At 67.5% G+C, this 23,207-nt stretch carries 20 protein-coding genes; 11 read left to right on the top strand and 9 right to left on the bottom strand.

What is annotated here, in order from left to right:
* Window positions 1-26: 26 nt before the first annotated feature.
* The 3 genes from FHS96_RS20565 to FHS96_RS20555 are packed head-to-tail and all read left to right on the top strand — an operon-like array spanning window position 27 to window position 4,167.
* Window positions 27-914, top strand: a complete 888-nt coding sequence (locus FHS96_RS20565; RefSeq protein ID WP_429596108.1) for a LysR family transcriptional regulator — start codon at window positions 27-29, stop codon at window positions 912-914.
* Window positions 911-2,470 (top strand): carboxylesterase/lipase family protein, encoded by a 1,560-nt coding sequence (locus tag FHS96_RS20560; RefSeq protein ID WP_429596105.1) that lies wholly within the window; start codon window positions 911-913, stop codon window positions 2,468-2,470. The genes FHS96_RS20565 and FHS96_RS20560 overlap by 4 nt, the downstream gene beginning before the upstream one ends.
* A 41-nt stretch (window positions 2,471-2,511) precedes the next feature.
* Window positions 2,512-4,167 (top strand): M20/M25/M40 family metallo-hydrolase, encoded by a 1,656-nt coding sequence (locus FHS96_RS20555; protein WP_429596102.1) that lies wholly within the window; start codon window positions 2,512-2,514, stop codon window positions 4,165-4,167.
* A gap of 39 nt (window positions 4,168-4,206) precedes the next feature.
* Here FHS96_RS20555 and FHS96_RS20550 read toward each other — a convergent pair whose 3' ends face one another.
* From FHS96_RS20550 to FHS96_RS20540, 3 genes are all read right to left on the bottom strand, one after another.
* The gene (locus FHS96_RS20550; RefSeq protein WP_429596099.1) at window positions 4,207-5,610 is read right to left on the bottom strand and encodes an alpha-L-fucosidase; all 1,404 of its coding nucleotides are present in this window, start codon (window positions 5,608-5,610) and stop codon (window positions 4,207-4,209) included.
* Window positions 5,611-5,748: 138 nt separating this feature from the next.
* Complete coding sequence (locus FHS96_RS20545) at window positions 5,749-6,501, bottom strand: alpha-ketoglutarate-dependent dioxygenase AlkB family protein (RefSeq protein ID WP_429596096.1); 753 nt, start codon at window positions 6,499-6,501, stop codon at window positions 5,749-5,751.
* Between the two features lie 82 nt (window positions 6,502-6,583).
* Window positions 6,584-7,282 carry a LamG-like jellyroll fold domain-containing protein gene (locus tag FHS96_RS20540; protein WP_429596093.1) on the bottom strand — a complete coding sequence of 233 codons (699 nt, stop codon included), beginning with the start codon at window positions 7,280-7,282 and terminating at the stop codon, window positions 6,584-6,586.
* A gap of 272 nt (window positions 7,283-7,554) precedes the next feature.
* On the opposite strand from FHS96_RS20540, the gene FHS96_RS20535 reads away from it, so the two are divergent.
* Window positions 7,555-11,391: a LamG-like jellyroll fold domain-containing protein gene (locus FHS96_RS20535; RefSeq protein ID WP_429596090.1), complete on the top strand. Its 3,837-nt coding sequence runs from the start codon at window positions 7,555-7,557 to the stop codon at window positions 11,389-11,391.
* Between the two features lie 244 nt (window positions 11,392-11,635).
* Here the strand turns inward: FHS96_RS20535 and FHS96_RS20530 are convergent, their stop codons facing one another.
* From FHS96_RS20530 to FHS96_RS20515, 4 genes are all read right to left on the bottom strand, one after another.
* Window positions 11,636-12,547: an NAD-dependent epimerase/dehydratase family protein gene (locus tag FHS96_RS20530; RefSeq protein ID WP_429596087.1), complete on the bottom strand. Its 912-nt coding sequence runs from the start codon at window positions 12,545-12,547 to the stop codon at window positions 11,636-11,638.
* Complete coding sequence (gene proB / locus FHS96_RS20525) at window positions 12,544-13,659, bottom strand: glutamate 5-kinase (protein ID WP_429596084.1); 1,116 nt, start codon at window positions 13,657-13,659, stop codon at window positions 12,544-12,546. The genes FHS96_RS20530 and proB overlap by 4 nt, the downstream gene beginning before the upstream one ends.
* A 210-nt stretch (window positions 13,660-13,869) precedes the next feature.
* A complete protein-coding gene (gene obgE, locus FHS96_RS20520; RefSeq protein ID WP_429596081.1) occupies window positions 13,870-14,928 on the bottom strand; it encodes a GTPase ObgE in 1,059 nt (352 codons plus the stop codon).
* Between the two features lie 43 nt (window positions 14,929-14,971).
* Window positions 14,972-15,565 carry a TetR family transcriptional regulator gene (locus FHS96_RS20515; RefSeq protein WP_429596879.1) on the bottom strand — a complete coding sequence of 198 codons (594 nt, stop codon included), beginning with the start codon at window positions 15,563-15,565 and terminating at the stop codon, window positions 14,972-14,974.
* Between the two features lie 46 nt (window positions 15,566-15,611).
* Here FHS96_RS20515 and FHS96_RS20510 point away from each other — a divergent pair, with 46 nt between their 5' ends.
* The 4 genes from FHS96_RS20510 (at window position 15,612) to FHS96_RS20495 (ending at window position 19,023) form a co-directional block, all read left to right on the top strand.
* A complete protein-coding gene (locus tag FHS96_RS20510; protein WP_429596078.1) occupies window positions 15,612-16,463 on the top strand; it encodes a metal-dependent hydrolase in 852 nt (283 codons plus the stop codon).
* Between the two features lie 101 nt (window positions 16,464-16,564).
* Entirely contained in the window at window positions 16,565-16,861 is a 297-nt protein-coding gene (locus FHS96_RS20505; RefSeq protein WP_429596075.1) for a hypothetical protein, read from the top strand.
* A gap of 43 nt (window positions 16,862-16,904) precedes the next feature.
* On the top strand, window positions 16,905-17,570 hold the full coding sequence (locus tag FHS96_RS20500) for a response regulator transcription factor (RefSeq protein WP_025295202.1): 666 nt from the start codon (window positions 16,905-16,907) through the stop codon (window positions 17,568-17,570).
* A 1-nt stretch (window position 17,571) separates the two neighbouring features.
* On the top strand, window positions 17,572-19,023 hold the full coding sequence (locus FHS96_RS20495; protein ID WP_429596072.1) for a sensor histidine kinase: 1,452 nt from the start codon (window positions 17,572-17,574) through the stop codon (window positions 19,021-19,023).
* Between the two features lie 46 nt (window positions 19,024-19,069).
* On the opposite strand, the gene FHS96_RS20490 is transcribed toward FHS96_RS20495, so the two are convergent.
* Window positions 19,070-20,122: an NAD(P)-dependent alcohol dehydrogenase gene (locus tag FHS96_RS20490; RefSeq protein ID WP_429596070.1), complete on the bottom strand. Its 1,053-nt coding sequence runs from the start codon at window positions 20,120-20,122 to the stop codon at window positions 19,070-19,072.
* 167 nt (window positions 20,123-20,289) lie between these two features.
* Here FHS96_RS20490 and FHS96_RS20485 point away from each other — a divergent pair, with 167 nt between their 5' ends.
* A complete protein-coding gene (locus FHS96_RS20485; protein WP_429596067.1) occupies window positions 20,290-21,189 on the top strand; it encodes a LysR family transcriptional regulator in 900 nt (299 codons plus the stop codon).
* A gap of 12 nt (window positions 21,190-21,201) precedes the next feature.
* On the opposite strand, the gene FHS96_RS20480 is transcribed toward FHS96_RS20485, so the two are convergent.
* Window positions 21,202-21,402, bottom strand: a complete 201-nt coding sequence (locus tag FHS96_RS20480) for a hypothetical protein (protein WP_429596065.1) — start codon at window positions 21,400-21,402, stop codon at window positions 21,202-21,204.
* A 227-nt stretch (window positions 21,403-21,629) separates the two neighbouring features.
* On the opposite strand from FHS96_RS20480, the gene FHS96_RS20475 reads away from it, so the two are divergent.
* The gene (locus tag FHS96_RS20475; RefSeq protein ID WP_429596062.1) at window positions 21,630-22,211 is read left to right on the top strand and encodes an RNA polymerase sigma factor; all 582 of its coding nucleotides are present in this window, start codon (window positions 21,630-21,632) and stop codon (window positions 22,209-22,211) included.
* Window positions 22,189-23,178 (top strand): FecR family protein, encoded by a 990-nt coding sequence (locus FHS96_RS20470; RefSeq protein ID WP_429596059.1) that lies wholly within the window; start codon window positions 22,189-22,191, stop codon window positions 23,176-23,178. Before FHS96_RS20475 ends, FHS96_RS20470 begins: the two co-directional genes overlap by 23 nt.
* The last annotated feature ends 29 nt before the right edge of the window (window positions 23,179-23,207 follow it).

The following is a 23,207-nucleotide window of genomic DNA, read 5'->3' as shown; positions in this document are numbered from 1 at the left end:
CGCCGGGCGGGGCGGCTTACCCTCCGATGATGTTCGAACTGAGCCAGCTCCGCTGCTTCGTCGCGGCGGCCGAGGAACTGCATTTCGGCCGTGCGGCGCAGCGCCTCAACATGACGCAATCGCCGCTCAGCCGGCAGATCCAGTTGCTCGAGCGCATCCTCGACGTGCAACTGCTCGAACGCACCAGCCGGCAGGTCAGCCTGACCCCGGCGGGCAGCGTGTTCCTGATCGAGGCGCGGCGGATCGTGCGGCTGGCGGACAGCGCGGCGCTTTCCGCCCGCCGCGTCGCCAAGGGCGATGCCGGGCGGGTCGCGCTCGGCTTCACCGCGGTCTCGGGCTATAATGTCGTGCCGCGCATCGTCGCGCAGGCGCGCATCGCGCTGCCCAATATCGAGCTCGAACTGCGCGAGATGGTGTCGGGCGACCAGATCGACGCGCTGCTGACCGGCCTCATCGACATCGGCTTCGTCCGCCCGCCGATCGACCGTCACGAGTTCGAGACGAGCTGCGTGCTGCACGAGCCGCTGGTGGTGGCGCTGCCGCCGGGCGATCCGCGTCAGGCCAAGGCCGCGCTCGATCCCGCCGATTTTGATGGGCTGCCGCTGATCATGTATTCGCGGCAGGGCGCTTCCTATTTCCACAACATGCTGGTGACCTTGTTCGACGAGGCGGCGGTGGCGCCGCTCTACGTCCAGCACGTCACCCAGATCCATTCGATGCTCGGCCTCGTCCATGCCGGGCTGGCGGCGGCGATCGTGCCCGAAAGCGCGACCGGGCTGCACATGATGGACGTCCAGTTCCGCCGGCTGCTGACCCCCCAGGAGAAGCCGGTCGAACTCCACATGGCGTGGCGGCGGGACAATGCCAATCCGGCGCTGCCGGCGATGCGCCAGCTTTGCGCGGAGACGGCATGACGGATCAGGTGGACCGGCGGACGGTGCTGGGGGCGATGGCGGCAGCGCCGGTGATCATCGCGGCGAAGCGCCCGGCAAAGCCCAGCCCGGTCGCCACCACCCGGTACGGCCGCGTGCGCGGCAGCACCGAACGCGACGTGATGGTGTTTCGTGGCGTGCGCTACGGCGCCGACACCGGCCCGCGCCGCTTCCAACGCGCCGTGCCGCCCGCGCCCTGGGCCGACATCGCCGACGCCACCCGCTATGGCGCCGCGGCGCAGCAGACGCGCGCGGATGAGCCGACCTCGGAAGATTGCCTGTTCCTCAATGTGTGGACCCCCGCGCTCGATGCCGGAAAGCGGCCGGTGATGGTCTATCTGCACGGCGGCGCCCACGCGCACGGCTCGGGCAGCGACCCGCTCTATGACGGCGGTAACCTCGTGCGGCGCGGCGATGTCGTGGTGGTGACGCTGAATCACCGGCTCGCGGGGCTCGGCTATGCCTATCTCGCGCAGCTCGGCGGGCCGGCGGAATCGGGCAATGTCGGCAATCTCGACATCATCCTCGCGCTGCAGTGGGTGCGCGACAATATCGCCGGCTTCGGCGGCGATCCGGGACGGGTGATGATCTTCGGCCAGTCGGGCGGCGGCGCCAAGGTGGTGACCCTGATGGCGATGCCCGAGGGGCGCCCGCTGTTCCACAGCGCCGCGACGATGAGCGGCCAGCACGTCACCGCCGCCGGGCCGATGCACGCGACCGAACGTGCGCGGGCGTGGATGGCGAAGGCGGGCGCGGCCGACATCGCGACGCTGCGGGCGCTGCCGGTCGAGCGGCTGGTCGAGGCGATGGCGATGACCGACCCGCTGGAGAACAAGGGCGAGATCAGCTTCGTCTCCACGCTCGACCATGGCGTGCTGCCGCGCCACCCCTTCGTGCCCGACGCCCCGCGTGAGGCGGCACATATCCCGCTGATCGTCGGCAACACGCATGACGAGACCGCGCTGTGGATCGAGAAGATGCTGCGCGCGGGCGATACGACATGGGACAATCTGCCGCAGCGGCTGGCGAGCCAGACAGTGAAGGATCTGGCGCCCGATCATGTCATCCGCCGCTATCGCGAACTCTATCCCGATCGCACGCCGGGCCAGATCCTGCTCGCCGCGACCACCGCGGGCCGATCCTGGCCCGGCCATCTGATCCAGGCCGAGGAGCGTGCGAAGCTCGGCGCGCCGACCTGGATGTATCAGCTCGATTTCCCCTGCCCGGAGGCCGGCGGTGTGCTCGGTGCCTTCCACTCGCTCGATATCCCGCTGGTGTTCGACAATGTCGACGCCCGTGGCGCTCGGACGGGCAATGGGCCGGATGCACGCAGGCTCGCCGGGCAGATGGCGGACGCCTTCATCGCGCTGGCGGCGCGCGGCGATCCCAATGGCGGCGCGCTGCCGGCCTGGCCGCAGTTCGATCTGAAACGCCGGGCGACGATGATCTTCGATCGCGCGGTGCGGGTGGAGAATGATCCGCGGCGGGAGGAACGGCTGCTGTTCGCGGTGGCACCCTATATCAAGCCCGGCGGCTGACACGGCCTTGCCCCCGCCGCCCGGCGATCTAAACCGGCGGCATGAAGATCCTGTTCCTCGCTTCCGCCGCCGCGCTGCTCGCCGGCACCGCCCAGCCCGTTCTCGCGCAGGGGGAGAGTGCCGCCGCCCGCATCGAACAGACCGTCCGCACGCTCGCCTCCGACACGTTCGAGGGTCGCGCGCCGGGAACGGTGGGGGAGGAGCGGACGGTCGGCTATCTGATCGCGCGCTTCCAGGCGCTTGGGCTGGAACCGGCAGGGCCGGACGGGCAGTGGCTGCAGCCGGTGCCGCTGCTCCACACCCGGCTGGGCACGCCGAAGACGCTGGCGGTCGCCGGCCCGGCGGGCACCGTGCCGCTGGAGACGGGCAAGGACATCTATGTTTCCACCATCCGCCCGGACGATGCCGCGCTGATCGACGCGCCGCTGGTGTTCGTCGGCTATGGCGTGAAGGCGCCCGAGCGGAAGTGGGACGATCTGAAGGGCGTCGACCTCAAGGGCAAGGTCGCGATCTTCCTCGTCAACGATCCCGATTTCGAGGCGAAGCCGGGTGAGCCCGCCGCCGGCAAGTTCGGCGACCGGACGATGACCTATTATGGCCGCTGGACCTACAAGTTCGAGGAAGCGGCGCGGCAGGGCGCGGTCGGCGCGCTGATCGTCCATGATACGGCCGGCGCCGGCTATGGCTGGAACGTCGTCGTCAGCCCCGGCGGCGAGAATTACGATATCGCCCGCAAGCCCGAGGATCTCACCAGCGTGCGGCTGCAGGGCTGGCTGTCCGACGCGGCTGCGCGGGCGCTGTTGGCGTCGTCGAAGCTCGATCTCGACACACTCAAGGCGGCGGCGCGTACACCCGGCTTTCGGCCGGTCGCGCTGGAGGGCATGCGCTTCAAGGCGGACGTGCCGGTCTCGCATGAAGTTGTGACCAGCCACAATGTGCTCGGCCGCATCCCCGGCACCACCCGCGCCGACGAGGTGGTGATGTATGGCGCGCACTGGGATGCCTATGGCAAGGGCAAGCCCGATGCGCAGGGCCGCATCTATCGCGCCGGCGCCAATGACGATGCGCTGGGCCTTGCCGGCATCATGGAGATTGCGCGGACGATGAAGGCGGGCCCCGCGCCGGCGCGCAGCGTGGTGTTCGCAGCGTGGACGGCGGAGGAGCGCGGGCTGCTCGGATCCGAATATTATGCCGCCAACCCGGTCTATCCGCTCGACCGCACCGTCGCCAACCTGACCTTGGACATCCTCCAGACCGCCGGCTTCGCCAAGGATGTCGTACTGGTCGGCAAGGGCCAGAACAGCCTGGAGGACGACATGGCCCGCGTCGCGGCGACGCAGGGGCGGCGGGTGACGCCCGAGGGGCTGCCGGAACGCGGCCTGTTTTACCGCGCCGACCATTTCTCCTTCGCCAAGCGCGGCGTGCCCGTGATGCTGCTGATGGGCATCGCCGGCGCCTCAGACCTCAAGCAGGGCGGGGTGAAGGCCGGGCAGGCGTGGATCGATGCCTACACCGGCACTTGCTACCATCAGGCCTGCGACCAATGGGGGCCCGACTGGAACCTCGACGGGGCTGTGCAAGATATTGCACTTGCTGGTACGATCGGCACGGAACTGGCCAATTCGGACGCATGGCCGACGTGGAAACTGGGCTCCGAATTCCGCGCCGTCCGCGAGCAAAGCCTGAAGCGGAAATAGGTTTTGTAGGGGAGGGGGCGACCACCCCCTCCTTACCCCTCAAACGCTCCTCTTTCCCCCCACGTTCACCCCATAACGCGGCCATTCCGGCCGGATCAGGTGGTGGCGCACATAAGGCGTGCCCTCGCAGGTCACTTCGATCACCGTCGTCGGATCGTCGGGGGCTTCTGCAGGCAGGCTGGTGAAGCGCAGCGCGATCTCGTCCTGGGTGAACTGTACCGGCTGGCCGGTCTTGAGCAGCCGCGCCGACAGCGCCTTGCAGCGCACCCCGCCAACTGCGACGACGGTTTCCTTGGCGAGCGACTCGAGCCATTGCGCCGCCGGGCTTTTCGACGGCCAGAAATAGACGTGGACGTAGAGCTTGTCCCCGGCCTTGGTGAAGTTGGTGTAGTTGCCGAACGCGCCGGCGGCGCGGCCGTCTGAGTTATAAATCGCGGCGCCGTTGGTCTGCAGCCAGTCGCCGACGCGCTCCAGCGTCTCGACCGAGGCCTGCGGCACCGTGCCGTCCGCCTCGGGGCCGATGTTGAGCAGGAAATTGCCGCCCTGCTGCACGCACAAGGTGAGGTCGTTGACGATGCGCTTGGGGCTCTTCCACTCGTCGTCGGTGCGCTGATAGCCCCAGCCGAGGTTCATCGTCTCGCAGGTTTCCCAGGCGCGATCGGCGGCGGCGACGCGATGCTCGGGAGTCGAAAAGTCGCCGTCCAGCCCGTTGCGGTTGTTGACGACGATGCTCGGCTGCAGGTCGAAGACCATCCGGTTCATGTCGCCGGCGCGCCATTGCGCGGGCGTCAGCGGCCAATCGACGTCGTACCAGAGGATGTCGATCTGGCCGTAATTGGTCAGCAGTTCGCGGATCTGTGCATGACCGAAGGATACGAAACGCTCGCGGGCCGCCGGATCATCCTTGCAGCGCGCGCCATCGGGGTGGTGCCAATCCATCAACGAATAATAGAAGCCCACGCGCAGCCCCTCGGCACGGGCGGCATCGACGAATTCGCGCACGATATCGCGCTTCGCTGCCTGCTTCACGCTGTTATAGTCGGTCTGTTGCGTGTTCCACAGGCAGAAGCCCTCATGGTGCTTGGTGGTGAGCACCATGTAACGCTGCCCGGCGCGCTTCGCGAGGCGGGCCCATTCGCGGGCGGCGCCCGGCTTCGGCACGAAATGCTGCGCCAGTTTCTCGTAGTCTGGGATCGGAATGCCTTCCGATTCCATCACCCATTCCTGGTGACCGATCAGGCTGTAGAGCCCGTAATGGATGAACATCCCGAACTTGGCGTCGTGCCACCAGCGCATGCGGCGTTCGCGGCTCTGTTCCTGGATAGGTAGACGGGCGGAGGCCGTAGCACCGCTACCACCGTCCTTTTCCTGCGCTTCGGCACGCGGGGTCGCCAGCGCCAGCAGACCGAAACCGCTCGCGCCCATCATCCCGCGACGATTCATCCGGTGATCCAAAACCGTCCCCTCCTTCGATCATTTGCGATCTGTCTGGTGATCGAAAGAAATCTGACAGCGGGCGCGATGTGGCGCAAGTTGCATATGTAAAAGTCGTTTGAAAACGTTCGAGTTTGGATCGCCCGCTCAATCCAGGACGCGGCGAAACGTCAGGTTGAAGCGTGATCCCTCGACGGCCTTGCGCCTGGGCACGGCGTGCTGCCAGAAATGCTGGAGCGCGCCTTTCATCACCAGCAAGGAGCCATGACGCAGCGGCAGCATGATCCTTACCGACGGATCGTCATGACGGCGGATCACGAAATCACGGGCCGCGCCGAAGCTGGCAGACGCAATGATCGGATTGCGTCCGAGTTCCGGTTCGTCGTCGGCGTGCCAGCTCAGATGATCGTCGCCGTCGCGATACCAGTTGAGCAGCACCGAGTTGAAGCGGATGCCGGCGCAGGCCTCGATCTTCTCCTTGAGGTGGAGCAGGCCCTTGTTCCACGGGTTGGGATGCGAGGTGATGCCCGAATAGGTGTAGGATCGGCCGGCATCGCCATACCAGCTCGTCAGCCGGGGCAGCGGGATCTGCTTGCCGTACATGCTGATCCGGTCCTGCTTCCACGCGATGTTGGCGAAGCGGATGCGCTCCAGCGTTTCCGCATCGACATCGCGCGATCGCGCACTGCGCCAGTCGATGCTGTCATTCTCCTGGAAATAGTCGATCGCGCGGTCGCTCACCGCACGGCCGAAAAAGGCCTCGGCGTAGAAGAAGGCGCCATCGGGCACCTCTACGTCGAAACCGCGCAGCGCCTCGTTCCAGCGCGCGGCATAACCATCGCCGCCCGGGAGGCGGAACGGGAGGTCTGTCGCGCCAGCACCGCTGAACAGGTCATCCATCGGACACCTCCAACTGCACGAACCAGACGATGGCATCGGATTTGTCGCCGTTGCAGCGGGAGGCTGCAAGAGCGCTGTCAACTCAAGGGCGCTTCAGTACAAACTCGCCCGGTCGTTTCGCTTCGCCTTTCACGAATGCGGCCTGTCGCACCGCACCCTTGAACGGATTGACCCTGTTCATGCGGATACCGACCGACGCCTTGCCCGGTCCCTGTGGCTTGAACGGCACCGCCGCTTCCGCCTGCAGCGCGCCGTTGACGTAAGAGCGGTAGGTGGTGCCGTCATAGCTCTGCGCGACATGATACCATGCGCCGACGGGGAAGCGCTTCTCGGGCACGATCAGCACTTGGTTGTAGCCGTCGCCCCGCATGAACGCGTCGAGATACCAATGATCCTCGACGACGCGGATCTCGAACAGCATCCGGGTGGTGCCGGTGCCGGGCGCGACCGGCGGGGTCTGGTCGCTTTCGAGGTGGAACCAGCGCTGCTCGAACGCGCCGCCGTCGGGGCGGAACAGCGCTTCGAAGGTGAAGCGCTCCGCGCCGGCGAGGGGGTGATGGTCGATGAAGAGCGCATCATCCTCGCCATCGAAGGTCAGCGCCGCGCCGAGCGGGGAATCGACGAGGATCGGTGCGCCCTCGACGCGGACCGGGTGGCCGCCGATGCGGGTGAGATCGTCGAACGTCCAGATTTCAGCGCGCGGACGGGCGAGCGCAGGGGCGGTGATGAATGTGGTGGCGAGCGTGCCGATCAGCATGTCGCGGCGGGTGAGGACGGGCACGGACTCTCCTTTTTTTGCCCTCTCCCGCACTTCGCGGGAGAGGGGTGGGTGAGGGCGCGAGCGAAGCGAGCGTTCTTCGGCACCGAGCGATCCGCAGATGCGGAGTTGAAGAACAAGAAGAAGCCTCGCTGCGCTCGGCCCCTCACCCAACCCTCTCCCGCGAAGTGCGGGAGAGGGCTTTCTAGCAAATCGGGGTTGCCCGTGACACCGGTTTCCAACTACCAAAAAGACGAAAATAAACCGATGGTCGCCCGCCCTCAGGAGAGTATCCCTTGACCCGTTTCCGCACCGCCTCGCTGCTCTCGCTGGCCACCGCGCTGATCGCCGGTGCCGCGCATGCCCAGAGCGTCGATAGCCCGCGCACGGATCCCGGCCTCCTCTTCCGCGCCTCGGTGGACGAAAGCTTGACCGCCGATGTCGCGGGCGGCGATCCGGTGCCCAATTTCCGCAGCAATCTGAAGGTCGTGCCCAACGGCGCGATCGGCGGCGCGGCGGAATGGGCGGATGACGGCTATGTCGCGTGGAAGGCGCCGGGCAACATGCAGGCGGCGCGCGGCACGCTGGCCTTCTTCTGGCGCGCGCGGCAGCCGGTGGGCGAGGCGCCGTTCGTGATCTTCCGCGCGGGCTATGCCGATCATTCGAGCTGGGACATGGCCTTCCTGCGCATCGACTGGAACGGCAAGGGCTTCGACGCCTTCGTGACCGACGCCAATCTCTCGCGCCTGCGCGTGTCCTTCGCGATGCCGGCGCTGCCCGATCCGGCGGCGTGGCACCACATCGCCTTCGGGTGGGATGAGACCAGCGGCGTGCGGCTGTTCGTCGACGGGCAGGAGGTGGCGAAGCTCGACCAGAAGGCCGATCTCGACGCGGGGCTCGACAGTTTCGGGCTCGCCGGCCGCGTGCTTTCACCGCACCAGGTGCAGAGCCGCTACAATTTCATGCGCGGCTCCGACCTCGACGAGATCCGCGTCTATGACCGGATGCTCGACGCGGCCGCCGTCGCGGCGCTCGCGGCGAAGCGGGAACCGGCGCCGGCTGCCCCGGCGACGCAGGACGGAGCACGCCGCGCCGCCTGGGCGCATCGTTATGGCTGGGATGCCGGCGCGCCGCCGCTGCTGGAAGATCTTGTCACCCGCATCCGCAAGGTGGAATTCGCCGACGCGAAGGACATGAAGGAATGGATGTGGAAGGGCGTGGACGGCATCGCCGAGACCACCTGGCCCGGCGTCTACAACCGCTCCAAACTGCCGGGGCGCGACGATTATTTCCAGCTTCCGGACTGGAACGTCTATGTCGAGGGCGGCAAGATCTATCGGCTGACCGTGCCCGCCGGCGAGCGCTTCAACCGCGTCGAACTGCGCGGTGCCGCCTATGGCACGCTCGACTGGTCCGATGGCACGACGTCGCAGAAGCTGGCGACGCGCAAGGCGGGCGTGGTGCGCAGCGTCGACAGCTTCGCAGCGCGCTCCGGCGGCACTCTGAGCTTCACCAACACCATGCAGGAACAGCCGATCCAGGAAATCTGGGCCTATGATGTCGGCAAGGGCGTGGTGCCGGAGGGCAGTTTCCAGCTCGACTACACGATCCGCAGCGCGGTGGCGCCGCGCATGGAGATATTGAACGACCTCAACGCCTTCATCGCCGGGCGCCATGCACCGGACGAGCGCAGCACCGTGCTCGCCATGCCGACATCGGGCGTGCGCGCCGCGGTGGGGGCGGGCGCTGCGGGCGCGAGCGGCGCCGCCGAGCGGATGAAGGGCGCGGCGCCGATCGTCCATGTGCTCATCCCCGCCAGCTTCGGCCCGGCACCCGCCGACCAGCCGGTCGCGCGCGCCTGGGATTATGGCTGGCAGAACATCCATGACGGGCTGGACGGCATCGCGATCGATCTGCCCGCGCTCAAGGTGAAGGGTGACGGCAAGGGCCTCGTGCCGCTCAACATCCGGGTGAAGGATCCGATCTGGCCGGGACGCGACATGATCGACGTCTCGGTCTCGGTGCGCGCGGGCGAGGCGCGGACCTTGTGGCTCGACCTGCGCGATCGCATCCTTTCGCATGACAGCCTCTATCTGACGGTCGCCTCGGGCGCCGCCGATTTCGACGCGACCAGCCTCGACGGCACCCGCATCCGGCTGGTGTTCAAGCCGCGCAAGGATGCGGCGAAGGAGCATGTCGCCGACCGCTTCAACCAGGTGAAGGACAATTGGGCCTTCCTGGTCGAGGAACATACCGCCTCGCGCCGCGCGCCGCTCTATGACCGCATTTTCGCCGATGTTTCCGACCTGCTGCGCGTCGATCCGGACAATGAGCTGGCGCGGGGATATTGGGCTGACATCAATTATCGCCCGGAGAATTTCCCCGCCGTCGCCTTGCCGCAGGCGCCCGCAAACGTGCCGCTGTGGGCGTTCCGGCAGGTCGAGGATCTGAAGCTGGTCGGCCGCTTCATCAACTGGTGGATCGACAATCGCCAGGTGCCCTATGGCGATTTCGGCGGCGGGCTTTCGGACGATACCGATCTGACCCAGCAATGGCCGGGGCTGGCGCTGATGGGTGTCGACCCCGACAAGATCAACGCCTCGCTGCGCGCGCTGTCCGACGCGGTCTACAAGAATGGCATGATCACCAACGGCCTCGGCACGATCGAGACCGACGAACTCCACGTCTATGAGGAAGGGCTCAACAGCAATGCCGAGCGGCTCTACCTCAATTGGGGCGAGCCGCTGGCGGTCGAGCGGCTGATGGAGAATGTCGACGGCCTCTCACGCGTGCTGCTGCGCAACCCGGCGGGGCATGTCCATTTCGCGTCGAGCTGGTTCGGCGGGCGCAAGATCTACCGCGACGATCCCTGGTCCTGGCAGAAGCCCTACGGCTTCACGGTGATGCACGTGCCGACGATGCTGGCCGCATTCAACGGCAATCCGGTCGCCACCAACCAGATCACCGGGCTGATGGACGGCTGGATGGCGCATGGCCGCAAGGATGAGAAGGGCGTCTGGGCCTATCCGAACGAGATCAATTGGTATTCGGACAAGGAGCGTGCCGGCGACGGCGGCGGATCGACGATCGTGCTGCAGACCGCGTGGGCGGCGTGGCGGCTGACCGGCGACACCAAATATCTCCAGCCCATCGATGCGCGCGTTGCCCGCGCCGGACCGGCATCGATTGCCGAACTGGGCGACAATCTGTTCGATCGCCTCGCGCAGGGCGACGAATGGCGGGATCAACTGGCGGCGTCGAAGAGCAATGACGCGTTCGCGCTCTACGCCCGCTGGGCGGCGACCGGCGACACCGCCGCGCTGACGAAGCTGCACGGCGATTCGATCATCGAGCGCCAGCAGCACATGTATATGAACACCGAGGGCGATTGGTGGTCCGACCGGGTCGATTCGCCCAGCGATATCCTCCAGCGCGAGCGGCTGGGCGCGGTGGCGCTGCGGCGGAACATGCATTTCCCGACGCATTTCGTGAGCTGGCGGTTCGACCAGCCGGGCGGGGCGGAGCAGGTCGCGATCCTCGTGCCGGGCGCCCGGCCGGACAAGCTGCGCGTGATCGGCTACAACCTCTCCGCGGTCGAGCAGCGTGCGATGATGTCCACCTGGAACGTGATCGCCGGCACCTGGCGCGTCCGCCGCTACACCACGCCCGACGACGGCAAGACTTTGGTGCCCGCGGGCGAATCGCATGATGTGACCTTGGAGCGCAGCGCCAACACCGAGGTGCGCTTCACGCCCGGCGAGACCGTGGTCTATGAATTCGAGCTGCTGCGCCCGTCGACCCCGGTGGAGCATCGGCCCGACCTCGGCATCGGCGCGCACGACATCGCGGTGAAGGGGCGGCGCGTGACCCTGACCGTCCACAGCCTCGGCAGCCAGGCCGTTCCCGGCGGCCGTGCGGTGCTGCGCGGGGCGGATGGCGCGGAAGTGGCGAGCGAGCCGATCCCGGCGCTGGAGGCCCCGCTGGATCTCAAGCCGCGCACGGTGGCGGTGACTTTCAAGCTGCCGGCAAAGGTGGATGCGGAGACGCTGACCGCGGAGGTGGCGCTGGCGGAGGATGCGCCGGAACTGACGCGGCAGAACAATCGCGTGCCGTTGGCGTTGCGACAGAAATAGGGGGGGGGCTTTCGCACATCCGGGCTGAAGACCGAATGTTCCTCCCCGAGCTTTGCTCGGGGAGGGGGACCGCCGGCGAAGCCGGTGGTGGAGGGGCCGGCTCGGACCGGCTCGCTCGCGCTGTAGAGAGATCAGATGCTTCGGTGCCGGCCCCACCACCACGCCCTGCGGGCGCGGTCCCCCTCCCCGTTCCGGGGAGGACATAATCCGAGCGCCCGCCAAGTGCGGGAGAAGCGCCCGAAACTTACCGCAGCCAGCCCTCGGCACGATACCAGTCCGCGGTCGCCTTCAGCCCGGCGCGGGTGTCGGTTTCGGCGCGCCATAGATTGGCCGGGGGCTGGCGGATCGCGGTGCTCACCCAGTCCGGGTGGCACAGATAGCCGACGCGGTCGCCGGTCAGCTTGGCGCGGGTTTTCCGTGCGGCGCGTTCGATCGAGGAGGCGACGCGGAGCAGCGGGCGGGGGGTGTGGATCGCGCGGACGCGGCGGCCGACCGCGGCGCCGATCGCGTGCGCGAACCCTTCATGGGTCCAGCCGCCGGCAACGCCGTCATCCACCTCATAGATCTGGCCGGTGCCGGCGCGGCCCGTGGCCAATGTCAGCAGCAGCCGCGCCAGATCCGTGACCGCGACCACGGAGAAGCGGCCGCGGGGCGGCAGCATGATCACGCCGCGCCGCGCCATGCGGAACAGGTCGAGCATCTCGGTGTCGCCGGGGCCGTAGATCGCCGGCGGCCGCACCATCGTCCAGTCGAGCCCGCTTTCGGCCACCACATCCTCGGCACCGGCCTTGGACCAGCCATAGATAGACAGTGACGGCTCGCGCGCGGAGAGCGAGGAGACATGGACGAAGCGGGTGACGCCTTCATGCCTGGCCGCGCGCACCATCGCGCGGGTGCCCTCGATATTGCCGGCGGCGAAGCCCGCGCGATCGGGCGCGTTGACCACGCCGGCCACGTGGATCACCGCATCGGCACCCCGTGCCAGTTCGGCGAGCGGCTCCGGCGTGTCGAGCGCGCCTGCGATCCAGGTGACGCCTGGCATATCGGGCTGCGGCCGGCGGGTGAGCGCGCGGACCTGATGGCCATCGGCCACCGCCATGCGCAGCAGCGTCTTGCCGACGAAGCCGGTCGCACCGGTCAGCGCGAATATGCTCACAGCAAGGCCATATGATCGCGATGAACGAGTGCGGCGCGCGGCGCGTAGCCGAGGATCGCCTCGATCGCGTCGCGCCTTTTGCCGACGATGCGCGCGGCATCCTCGCTGTCATATTCAGCGAGACCGCGCGCGATCGCATGGCCCTGATCATCGACGATCTCGATGAGGTCGCCGCGCGCGAAGCGGCCGGCGACGGTGGTGGCGCCGGCGGCGAGCAGGCTCTTGCCGCCCGCAAGCGCATTGGCCGCACCGGCATCGACCGCGATATGCCCGCGCACTGTCAGTCGCCCGGCGATCCAGCTCTTGCGCGCGCGCGGCTTGACCGCGGCGGTAAAGACGGTGCCGCAGCCGCCGGCGGCGAAGCGCGCGAGCGGGCGATCATGCTTGCCCGAGACGATCGCCAGCGCGGCGCCGGCACCGGTGGCGATCCGCGCTGCTTCCAGCTTGGAGGCCATGCCGCCCGAGCCCATGCCCGAGGATGTGCCGCTGCCGCCCATCGCGACGATCTGGCGATCGATCCGGTCGACCTGCTCGATCCGCGTGGCATCGGCATGGACGGTCGGATCGCGGTCATAGAGGCCGTCGACGTCGGAGAGTAGGATCACACCCTGCGCATGCGCCGCCTGGCCGACGCGTGCGGCCAGCCGGTCATTGTCGCCGAAGCGGATCTCGGTGGTGGCGACGCTGTCATTCTCGTTGATCACTGGCACGACACCCAAGGTCAGCAGCCGGTCGAGCGTGGCGGTGGCGTTGAGATAGCGGCGGCGATCCTCGAGATCGTCGAGCGTCACCAGCATCTGGGCGGCGGTGAGGCTGTGGCCGTGGAGCAGTTCCGCCCAGCAGCCTGAGAGCGCGATCTGCCCGGTCGCGGCGGCGGCCTGCGCATCCTCCAGGCTGGCGCGCCCGCCCTTGGGCAAGCCGAGCCGCCGTGCCCCCAGCGCGATCGCGCCGGAGGAGACGACGATGATCCGCTGCCCGGCGGCATGGCGCTCGGCAATGTCGGCGACAAGCGAGGCCAGCCAGTCCCGCCGGAGCGTGCCGGAGGGATCGACGAGGAGCGAGGAGCCGACCTTGATGACGAGGCGCGGGCAGTTGGCGGGGGTGAAGGTCACGACATCAGCCTTGGAGCAAGCGGGCCGGAATGGTCCGGAACCCCATCACTTCGTCACCCCGGGCTTGACCCGGGGTCCCGCTTCTTCCGGTCTGCCGTGCAAGGGACTGTTCAGCGCCAAGGGAAGAAGAAGCGGGATCCCGGCTCAGGGCCGGGATGACGGATAGATCGGCGTATATGGGATTAGGTCCGGGGTGACGGTCCCCGCGACCTAGATCGGAGACCATTCGCCGGTCCCCTCGCCGTCCTCATCCTCGTCCATCTCGCCGGGTGCGTTGGCTTCGCCCGGCCCGATCTCGGCGACCAGGCGGTCGAGCACCGCGTCCACGCCGGCGCCGGACGCGCCGGACATCGGCAGCACGTCGGCGCCGCTCGCCTCGCGCAGCGCATCGGCGATTTCCTCGACCAGCTCGGCGTCGAGCGTGTCGCTCTTGTTGAGCGCCAGCACTTCGGGCTTGTCGATCAGGCCGCCGCCATAGGCTTCCAGCTCGGCGCGGACGATGCGATAGGCTTCGATCGGATCGTCCAGCGTCACGTCGACGAGGTGCAGCAGCACGCGGCAGCGCTCGATATGGCCGAGGAAGCGATCGCCGATGCCGGCGCCGTCCGCCGCCCCTTCGATCAGCCCCGGAATGTCCGCGACCACGAATTCGCGATTGTGATGGCTGACTACGCCGAGCTGGGGCCGGGTGGTGGTGAAGGCATAGGCGCCCACCTTCGCCTTGGCGTTGGTCACACCGTTGATGAAGGTCGATTTGCCGGCGTTGGGCAGGCCGACGAGCCCGGCATCGGCGAGCAGCTTGAGCCGCAGCCACACCCAGGCCTCGTCACCGGGCCAGCCGGTGCCGTGCTGGCGCGGGGCGCGGTTGGTGGAGGTCTTGTAGCTGAGATTGCCGCGACCACCGTCACCGCCACGCAGGAAGACTTCGCGCTGGCCGACCTTGGTGAAGTCGAGCAGCACATCCTCCTTGTTCTCGGAGATCACCTGAGTGCCGACCGGCACCTTGATGACGAGATCGTTGCCGCCGGCGCCGGTGCGGTTGGAACCGGCACCGCCCTTGCCGCGCGGGGCGCGAAAATGCTGGGTATAGCGGAAGTCGATCAGCGTATTGAGGCCGGCGACCGCTTCGAAGATGATGTCGCCGCCCTTGCCGCCATTGCCGCCGTCGGGGCCGCCATATTCGATGAACTTCTCGCGCCGGAAGCTGACGGCACCGGGGCCGCCCGAGCCGGAGCGGACGAAGATCTTGGCCTGGTCTAGAAAATGCATCCGGGGCCCTTAATGCTTTTGGGCCACAAGTTGAAGGGCGGTGCTAAACCGGCGCGCAGGACGACCCGAGCTTCGATCCGGCGAGCAGCGATCTGAGCGCCAGGTCTCGCGCGGTTTCGCGTGGCAGCCCCAGCGATCCGGCCATCGCCTCCCCCAGCAGCGCGTCGCCCAGCGCGCTCATCACCAGCGACAGCGTAAGTTCCGCGACCGGTGCGCCCTCATGTCCCTCGCCCAGTTCGTCGACGAGTTGGTGGATCGCCTCCAGGATCGGATTCAGCGCGTCGCGGTTGCCCGACAGGATCATCCAGCCCGCGAGCGCGCCCGCACCCTGGCGGCCGAACGCATCGAAGGTGAGGTCGACGATATGGCGCGGATCGCCTTCGCCGGCGCGGGCGCGGACCACCGCCTCGGCGATCGTCGTCGTCACCGTCTCGGCGATCTCGGTGGCGAGCGCGGTCTGCAGCCCCGCCGCGGAGCCGAAATGGTGAAGCAGATTGGCGTGCGTCCGCCCGATCCGGTCACCCACCGCCTTCAGCGTCACCGCCTGCGGCCCCTGTTCAATGAGCAGCGCGCGTGCCGCCTCCAACGCGGCGGAGCGGCTGGCTTCGGGGCTGAGGCGTTTTCTCACTATTGACATCCATGTAAGTAGATATAGGATCGCGCCATAGCTATGGAGCCATTGCATGAGTTCCGCCAAGACCCCCGAGGATCTGACGATCACGCCGCGCGACCGGCGCTTCGGCCGGAACATCGCCCAGCGGCGCTGGTGGCTGAACGACGATCCGGTCGCCACCGCCTTCTACAACGCGCTTTCGGTGACCTTTCCGAAGGGCGAGGCCTATTTCGTCGAAAGCGTGCGCGCGCATCGCGAAGGCACGCCGCCGGGGCTGGAGGGGGAGATCAACGCGTTCATCCGGCAGGAGGTGAATCACAGCCGCGAACATGTCGCGTTCAATCGTCATGTCACCGACCAGGGCTATGATGTCCGCCGGCTCGACGCCGATGTGGATGCGGCGCTGGCGCTGACCAAGGGGCGGCCGCCGATCGCCAATCTCGCCGCGACGATGGCGCTCGAACATTTCACCGCGATGCTCGCGCACGAACTGCTCGCCAATCCGCGCCACCTTGACGGCGCCGATCCGGAGGCCGCGCGGATGTGGCGCTGGCATGCGGTGGAAGAGATCGAGCACAAGGGCGTCGCCTATGACACCTGGCTGCACGCAACGCGGCACTGGCCGAAGCGGCGGCGCTGGTTTGTGCGCGCGCTTGTGATGCTGCGGACGACCAAGCGCTTCGTTCACGGGCGGACGCGTGGCGTCCTCGAACTGCTGCGGCAGGATGGGCTGAGCGGCCCGCGGCTTTGGGGGCGAATGTTCCATTACGCCCTCGTTTCGCCCGGCATCGTCCGCCGGATCGGTCCGGCCTGGCTGGGCTATTTCCGCCCCGGCTTCCATCCGTGGCAGCATGACGATCGCCGGTTGATCGCAAGCGGGGACGGCGATGTGCTGCCGCAATCGGCGGCCGAACCGGCCTGACGCACCGGCCGCCGAGGGGCGTCGCGCGGAACATGTCGCAATGTTGCGCCTTATTCACGGGCTGTTCAACGCGTTGAGCCTATGCCAAGCCCGTGATGACGATGACCAAGACCCTCCTGCTACCCGTGCTGCTGGGCAGCGCCGCATCCGGCGTGGCCTTCGCACAGTCGGTCGGTGACCAGTATAGCGCCTATGCGGCCCGCCAGCGCGGCGACGTGCAACTGCTGAGCGAGATCGAGCAGCGCGTGAAGCGCGAGATGCGTGACGCGGACTATCTGGGCCCCGAATATGATTCGCGCTCGGGCGTGTACCGGTTGAAGTTCATGCGCCACGGCTCCGTCATCTGGGTCGATGTCGACGGACGCACCGGAGCCGTGATAGGCCGTAGCGGACGCTGACGGCCGTACCTCGGCCGCATGAAACAAAGTGCAGGGGAAAAGCATGCGCGTATTGATCGTCGAGGACGAGCCGAGTCTGGGCACGCAACTGCGGAACACGCTGGAGCGCGAGGGCTATGCGATCGACCTCGCGACGGACGGTGAGGAAGGCCATTTTCTCGGCTCCACCGAAAATTACGATGCGGTGATCCTCGATCTCGGCCTGCCCGAGATCGACGGGCTGACCGTGCTCGACCGCTGGCGCAAGGAGGGCAAGGTGATGCCCGTGCTGGTGTTGACCGCGCGTGACAGCTGGTCGGACAAGGTGGCCGGGCTCGATGCCGGCGCCGACGATTATCTCGCCAAGCCCTTCCAGTCCGAAGAGCTGATCGCCCGTCTGCGCGCGCTGATCCGGCGCGCGTCGGGCAATGCCTCGTCCGAACTGATCGCGGGCGACGTGCGCCTCGACACCCGCTCGGGCAAGGTGACGCTGGCCGGCGAGCCGGTGAAGCTGACCGCGCAGGAATATAAGCTGCTCAGCTACCTGCTCCATCACAAGGGTAAGGTCGTCAGCCGCACCGAACTGATCGAGCATATCTACGATCAGGATTTCGATCGCGATTCGAACACGATCGAGGTGTTCGTCACCCGAATCCGCAAGAAGCTGGGGCAGGACGTGATCACGACGATTCGCGGCCTGGGCTACAGCCTCGAGGATCCCGCCGCCTGACATGACCGGCGAGCACGCGCCCTCCGACGCTCCCGCGCCGGCCGCGGAAGCGGAGGGCGAGGCGCCCCCGGCAGCCAGCGGCGACGGCGAGCCGGTCGGCCCCCGCCGGCGGCGCAACCGCAGCACCGGCTCGCTCAGCCGCCGGATGATCGGCATCGCGGCCGGCTGGATCCTGATCCTGCTCGTCGGCGGCGGCATCGCGCTGGACAGCGTGCTGGCGAGCGCGATCACCCGCAATTTCGACGATGGCCTCGAATATGTGCTGACCGCGATGGCGGCCTCGGCGGAGATCGGGCCGGATGGCGAGGTGTTCTTCAACCGACCGCTTGCCGACCAACGCTTCCTCGAACCCAATAGCGGCCTCTATTGGCAGATCAGCGGCATCGGCCATGATCATTGGCGCTCGCGCTCGCTGTGGGACCGGGCGCTGGTGGTGAAGCCGCCGCACAACGACACCGAAGCGCATGTCTATGACAGCAAGGAGTTCCCCGACCAGGACCTGCGGGTGATGGAGCGCGACGTCCGCCTGCCGGGGTCGGACATCCTCTGGCGCTTCCAGGTCGCAGCCAGCCGCGAGACGCTCGACGCGCAGATCGGCACCTTGCGCCGCACGATGATCCGCAGCTTCGCGCTGCTCGGCCTCGGCCTGATCATCCTCGCGGCGCTGCAGACGCTCTATGGCCTGTGGCCGCTGCGCAAGGTGCGCCTTGCGATCGCGGCGATGCGCGCCGGCCAGGCGCAACGCATCGACGAGGCGCTGCCCAACGAGGTCACGCCGCTGGTCGAGGAATTGAACGCGCTGCTCGAACATAATGAGAAGCAGGCGGAGGAAGCGCGGCGCCACGCCGGAAACCTTGCTCATGCGCTCAAGACGCCGCTGACGGTGATCATGAACGCCGCGACCGCCCAGTCGCCCGATCTCTCCGACACGGTGATCCGCGAGGCGACGACGATGCGCCGCCAGGTCGATCACCACCTCGCCCGCGCCCGCGCGGTCGGCCGCCGCGGCAGTGCGCACAGCCGCGCCGAGGTTTGGCCGAGCCTGCAGGCGGTCGAGCGCGCGGTCGGCCGCCTCTATCGTCATGTCCGCCTCGATATGACCGGCCCCAAGACGCTTGCCGTGCATGTCGAACGCCAGGATCTCGACGAGATGCTGGGCAACCTGATCGAGAATGCCGCGAAATATGGCGGCGGCAGCGTGTTCGTCACGGTCGGCGCGGAGGCCGGCTATGTCGAATTCCTGATCGAGGATGACGGCCGCGGTATCCCCGAGGAGGAGCGCGCCCGCATCTTCGATCGCGGTGTGCGGCTGGATACGTCGAAACCCGGTACCGGGCTCGGCATGGCGATCGTCCGCGACGTCGCCGAGATCTACGAGGGCACGATCAGCCTCGAGGAAAGCGAGGATCTCGGCGGCCTGCTCGTGCGGTTGCGGCTGCCCGCGGCAGCCTAGAAGCATACCCTCCCGGCGAAAGCGCCGAGAGGGGAGGGGGAATCGATCAGCCCGCGAGCGAGGCGTTGTCGATCACGAAGCGGTACTTCACGTCGCTGCGGCCCATCCGCTCATAGGCGGTGTCGATGTCCTGCACCTTGATCAGCTCGATGTCGGAGACGATGCCCTTCTCGGCGCAGAAATCGAGCATCTCCTGCGTTTCGGCAATGCCGCCGATCAGCGATCCGGCGATCGACTTGCGGCGGAAAATCAGCGCCGAGACGTCGGGCGAGGGGTGGGCATGTTCGGGCACGCCGACCAGGGTCAAGGTGCCGTCGCGCTTCAGCAGCGCGGTGAAGGCATCGAGATTGTGGCTGGCGGCGACCGTGTCGAGGATGAAGTCGAAGCTGTTGGCGTGCGCCTCCATCTCGTCCGCATTGCGCGAGACGACGACCTCGTCAGCGCCCAGCGCCTTCGCATCCTCGCGCTTGCTCTCGGAGGTGGTGAAGGCGACGACATGCGCGCCCATCGCGTGTGCCAGCTTCACGCCCATGTGGCCAAGGCCGCCGATGCCGACGATGCCCACCTTCTTGCCCGGCCCGGCCTTCCAGTGGCGCAGCGGCGAATAGGTGGTGATGCCGGCGCACAGCAACGGCGCGACCGCGGCAAGCTGGTCTTCCGCGTGCCTGACCTTCAGCACGAACTTGTCGTTGACGACGATGCTCTGCGAATAGCCGCCCAGCGTATGGCCGGGCGCATCCGTCGTCTTGCCGTTGTAGGTGCCGGTGAAGCCGTTATCGCAGAACTGCTCCTCGCCCTCGGCGCAGGGGGTGCAATGCTGGCAACTGTCGACCATGCAGCCGACGCCGACCAGATCGCCGATCGCGAAGCCGGTAACGGCATCGCCGACGGCGCTCACCTTGCCGACGATCTCGTGGCCCGGCACGCAGGGATAGAGCGTGCCGGCCCATTCGGAACGGACGGTGTGCAGGTCAGAATGGCAGACGCCGCAGAAGGCGATGTCGATCTGCACGTCATGCGGACCGGGGGCGCGGCGCTCGATCGCGATCGGTTCGAGCGGCTTGTCGGCGGCATAGGCGCCATAGGCTTGGGTGACCATGCGGGTTCCTCGCTGGGGTTGGTCTGGAAAGACAGGAATGCGGCCGGCCGGCATGGCAGGCACCGACGGCGCGCCGCTCTCCACGACAGGTTACGATTGAAATAGTGTCAGCCCGGAACATCGACTAGGTGACCCTATCTGCATGCGGCTGTGAACAGGGCTCATCAATGAACCGGCAGGACTTCGCCGATCTCTCCGCCTTCACGGTCGTCGCGCGCGAGCGCAGCTTCACCCGCGCCGCGGCGCGGCTGGGGGTGACGCCCTCGGCGCTCAGCCACAGCCTGCGCGGGCTGGAGGAGCGGCTGGGGATGCGTCTGCTCAACCGCACGACCCGCAGCGTGACGCCGACCGAGGTGGGAGAGCGGCTGCTGCAATCCGTGGCACCCCGGCTGGATGAGATCGAGACCGAGATGGCGGCGTTGAGCGCGCTGCGCGAAAAACCGGCGGGAACGGTGCGGATCACTGTGGACGAATATGCCGTGGAAGCGCTGCTGTGGCCCGCGCTCAGGACCTTCCTGCCCACCTATCCCGACATTCGCGTGGAAGTGGTGATCGACTATGCGCTGACCGACATCGTCGCGCAGCGTTTCGACGCCGGCATCCGGTTGGGCGACACCATCGCCAAGGATATGATCGCGGTGCCGATCGGGCCGGACATGCGGATCGTCGCGGTCGCCTCACCGGCCTATTTCGCCGAACGCGCGCCGCCGCGCACGCCGCACGACCTGACCGAGCATCGTTGCATCAATCTTTGGCTGCCGACCTATGGCGGGCTCTATGCGTGGGAGTTCATGGTGGACGGGCGCGAACTGCGCGTGCGGGTGGATGGGCAACTCGTGTTCAACACGATCAACCAGATCCTCACCGCGGCGCTGGAGGGGTTCGGCATCGGCTATCTCGCCGAGCAGCAGGTGCGGCCCTATCTCGACAGTGGCGAACTGGTGATGGTGCTGGGCGAATGGTCGCCGCCCTTCGCGGGGTACCATCTTTATTATCCCAGCACGCGCCAGCCGACACCGGCCTTCGCCCGGCTGGCGGAGCATCTGCGCTACCGGCCGGGCGGTTGAGGATGGAGCGGCTTATTTTTTGGGCGTGACCCAGATCGAGATCGGCGCGACGACCTTGCCAGGCGCGGGCTTGCCCACATCGATGCGGTCGACGGTGACGAGTTCGCCGGTTTCGAGGTTGAACGAGGCCCAGGGCTTGGGGAGGCGGCCGAAGCTCATCTTCTGGAGCGGCTGGCCGGTGGCGGAGTTCATGATGGTGGTTACAACTGGCATCGGGGGCGGATAGGCGGCTGGAGCAAGGTGTGTCCAGAGGCTTGGCAGCCGGAGCTCAGAGTTTCGGGGACATCAGAGTTTCGGGGACATAATACTAAACTATGGCGGCCCCCTCACGCGGAAGAGTTTGGTATTGTGTCCCCGAAATATCTGGCGCCACTTGGGGAGGAAAGGAAGGCGGCGTCATAAATCCGTCACCTCCAGCCGCCAACGGGCGCCTTGGAATCATGCAACACCAGCACGACATCGTTGCCCGTTGGGTGGCGCGCGAGATCCTGCCGCATGAGGCGCGGGTGCGGGCCTGGCTTGCGCGGCATTGGCGCGGGGCGATCGACGTCGACGATGTGATGCAGGAGGCCTATTGCCGCCTCGCCGGGCTCGCCGCGGTCGACCATATCGAAAACCCGCTCGCCTATTTCCGCCGCACCGCCCACGCGGCGGCGATCGACGCGGTGCGCCATGGCAGCGGAAAAAATGTCGTCTCGATGACGGAAAACGAATGGTTCGACGTCATGGATGATAGCCCCGGTGCGGACCGGGCGTTGGAAGGCGCGCAGGAACTGGGGCGGGTGAACGCGATACTGGCCACTCTCTCCGAAACCTGCCGGCGCGTCATCGCGCTCCGCCGCGTCGAGGGGCTGTCGCAGCGCGAGACCGCGGAGCGGCTGGGCGTGAGCGAGAATGTGGTCGAGAACAATGTCGTGCGCGGCATCCGGCGGGTGATCGGGCTGATCGCCGAGCAGGATGGCGACGGCGGAGAGGGTGAGAAGCGGGAGGGCGTGCGGCTTGGCAAGTTCCGTTCCCGCTGACGTGATCGACGCGCAGGCGGCGCGCTGGGCGGCACGGGCGCTCTATGGCGAGATGCCGGCGGCGTTCGACGCCTGGCTCGCCGCGGACCGGCGTCACCGTGGCGCCTATCTGCGCGCGCGCGCCGGCCTCTATGCAATCGAGGATGCGGTGGCGGATTCGGCCGGCGTGGCGGCGGCACCTGCACCTGCACCGGTGCAGGCCGGAAACGATGATGAGGCGCCGGCGCGTCCGCGCTGGCGGATCCCCCGGCCCCTGCTGTTCGGTGGCGCGCTGGCGGCCTCGCTCGCGGCGCTGGTCGGGCTGGGCCTGCCGATGATCGGATCGCTGCAACCGGCGCGCGAAGCCTCGGACCTGCGGCTGACATTGGCGGACGGATCGGTCGCGACATTGGGTGAGGATGCCCGCATCGCCTATGCGCTGCGCGACGGGGTGCGCAGCGTGGCTCTTATCCAGGGCGAAGCCGTGTTCCATGTTGCCAAGGATCGCGCGCACCCGTTCGTCGTCCGCTCGGGGGACGTCTATGCGCAGGCGACGGGTACGGTCTATTCGGTGCGCCGCGTCGGCGGCACCGGTGGCGCGGTGCGGGTGAGCGAGGGCAGCGTGCTGGTGTGGGCGCGCGATGAACGCGACCAGGCGGTGCTGTTCCATGCCGGTGACGCGGTGACGCTCGAACCCGGCACCCGCCAGCCGGCGCCGCCCGCGCTGGCGAAACCTGCCCCGCCGCCCTCGCCGCCGCCGGCGCTGGCGCAGATCGCGCTGGACAATGTCACGATCGAAACGGCGGCGCGGCGCTTCAACCGGATCAACCGCACCCGCATCGAGATCGCCGATCCGGCGGTGGGGCAGATGCGCATCGTCGGCCTGTTCCGCGCTGACGATCCCGAACAATTCGCTCGCGCGGCGGCAGCGGTCGCCCGTGCGGAAGTCGAGATTTCCGGTGATGGTTCCTTCATAAAATTGAAGTGAAATCGTCGCGGATAATTAATGTGAAGTCC

It is taken from the genome of Sphingomonas zeicaulis, from assembly GCF_050433225.1.
Lineage (GTDB): Bacteria > Pseudomonadota > Alphaproteobacteria > Sphingomonadales > Sphingomonadaceae > Sphingomonas_D > Sphingomonas_D zeicaulis.
The sequence above is the reverse complement of the archived record's forward strand: the minus strand, read 5'-3'. Positions and strand labels throughout refer to the sequence as shown.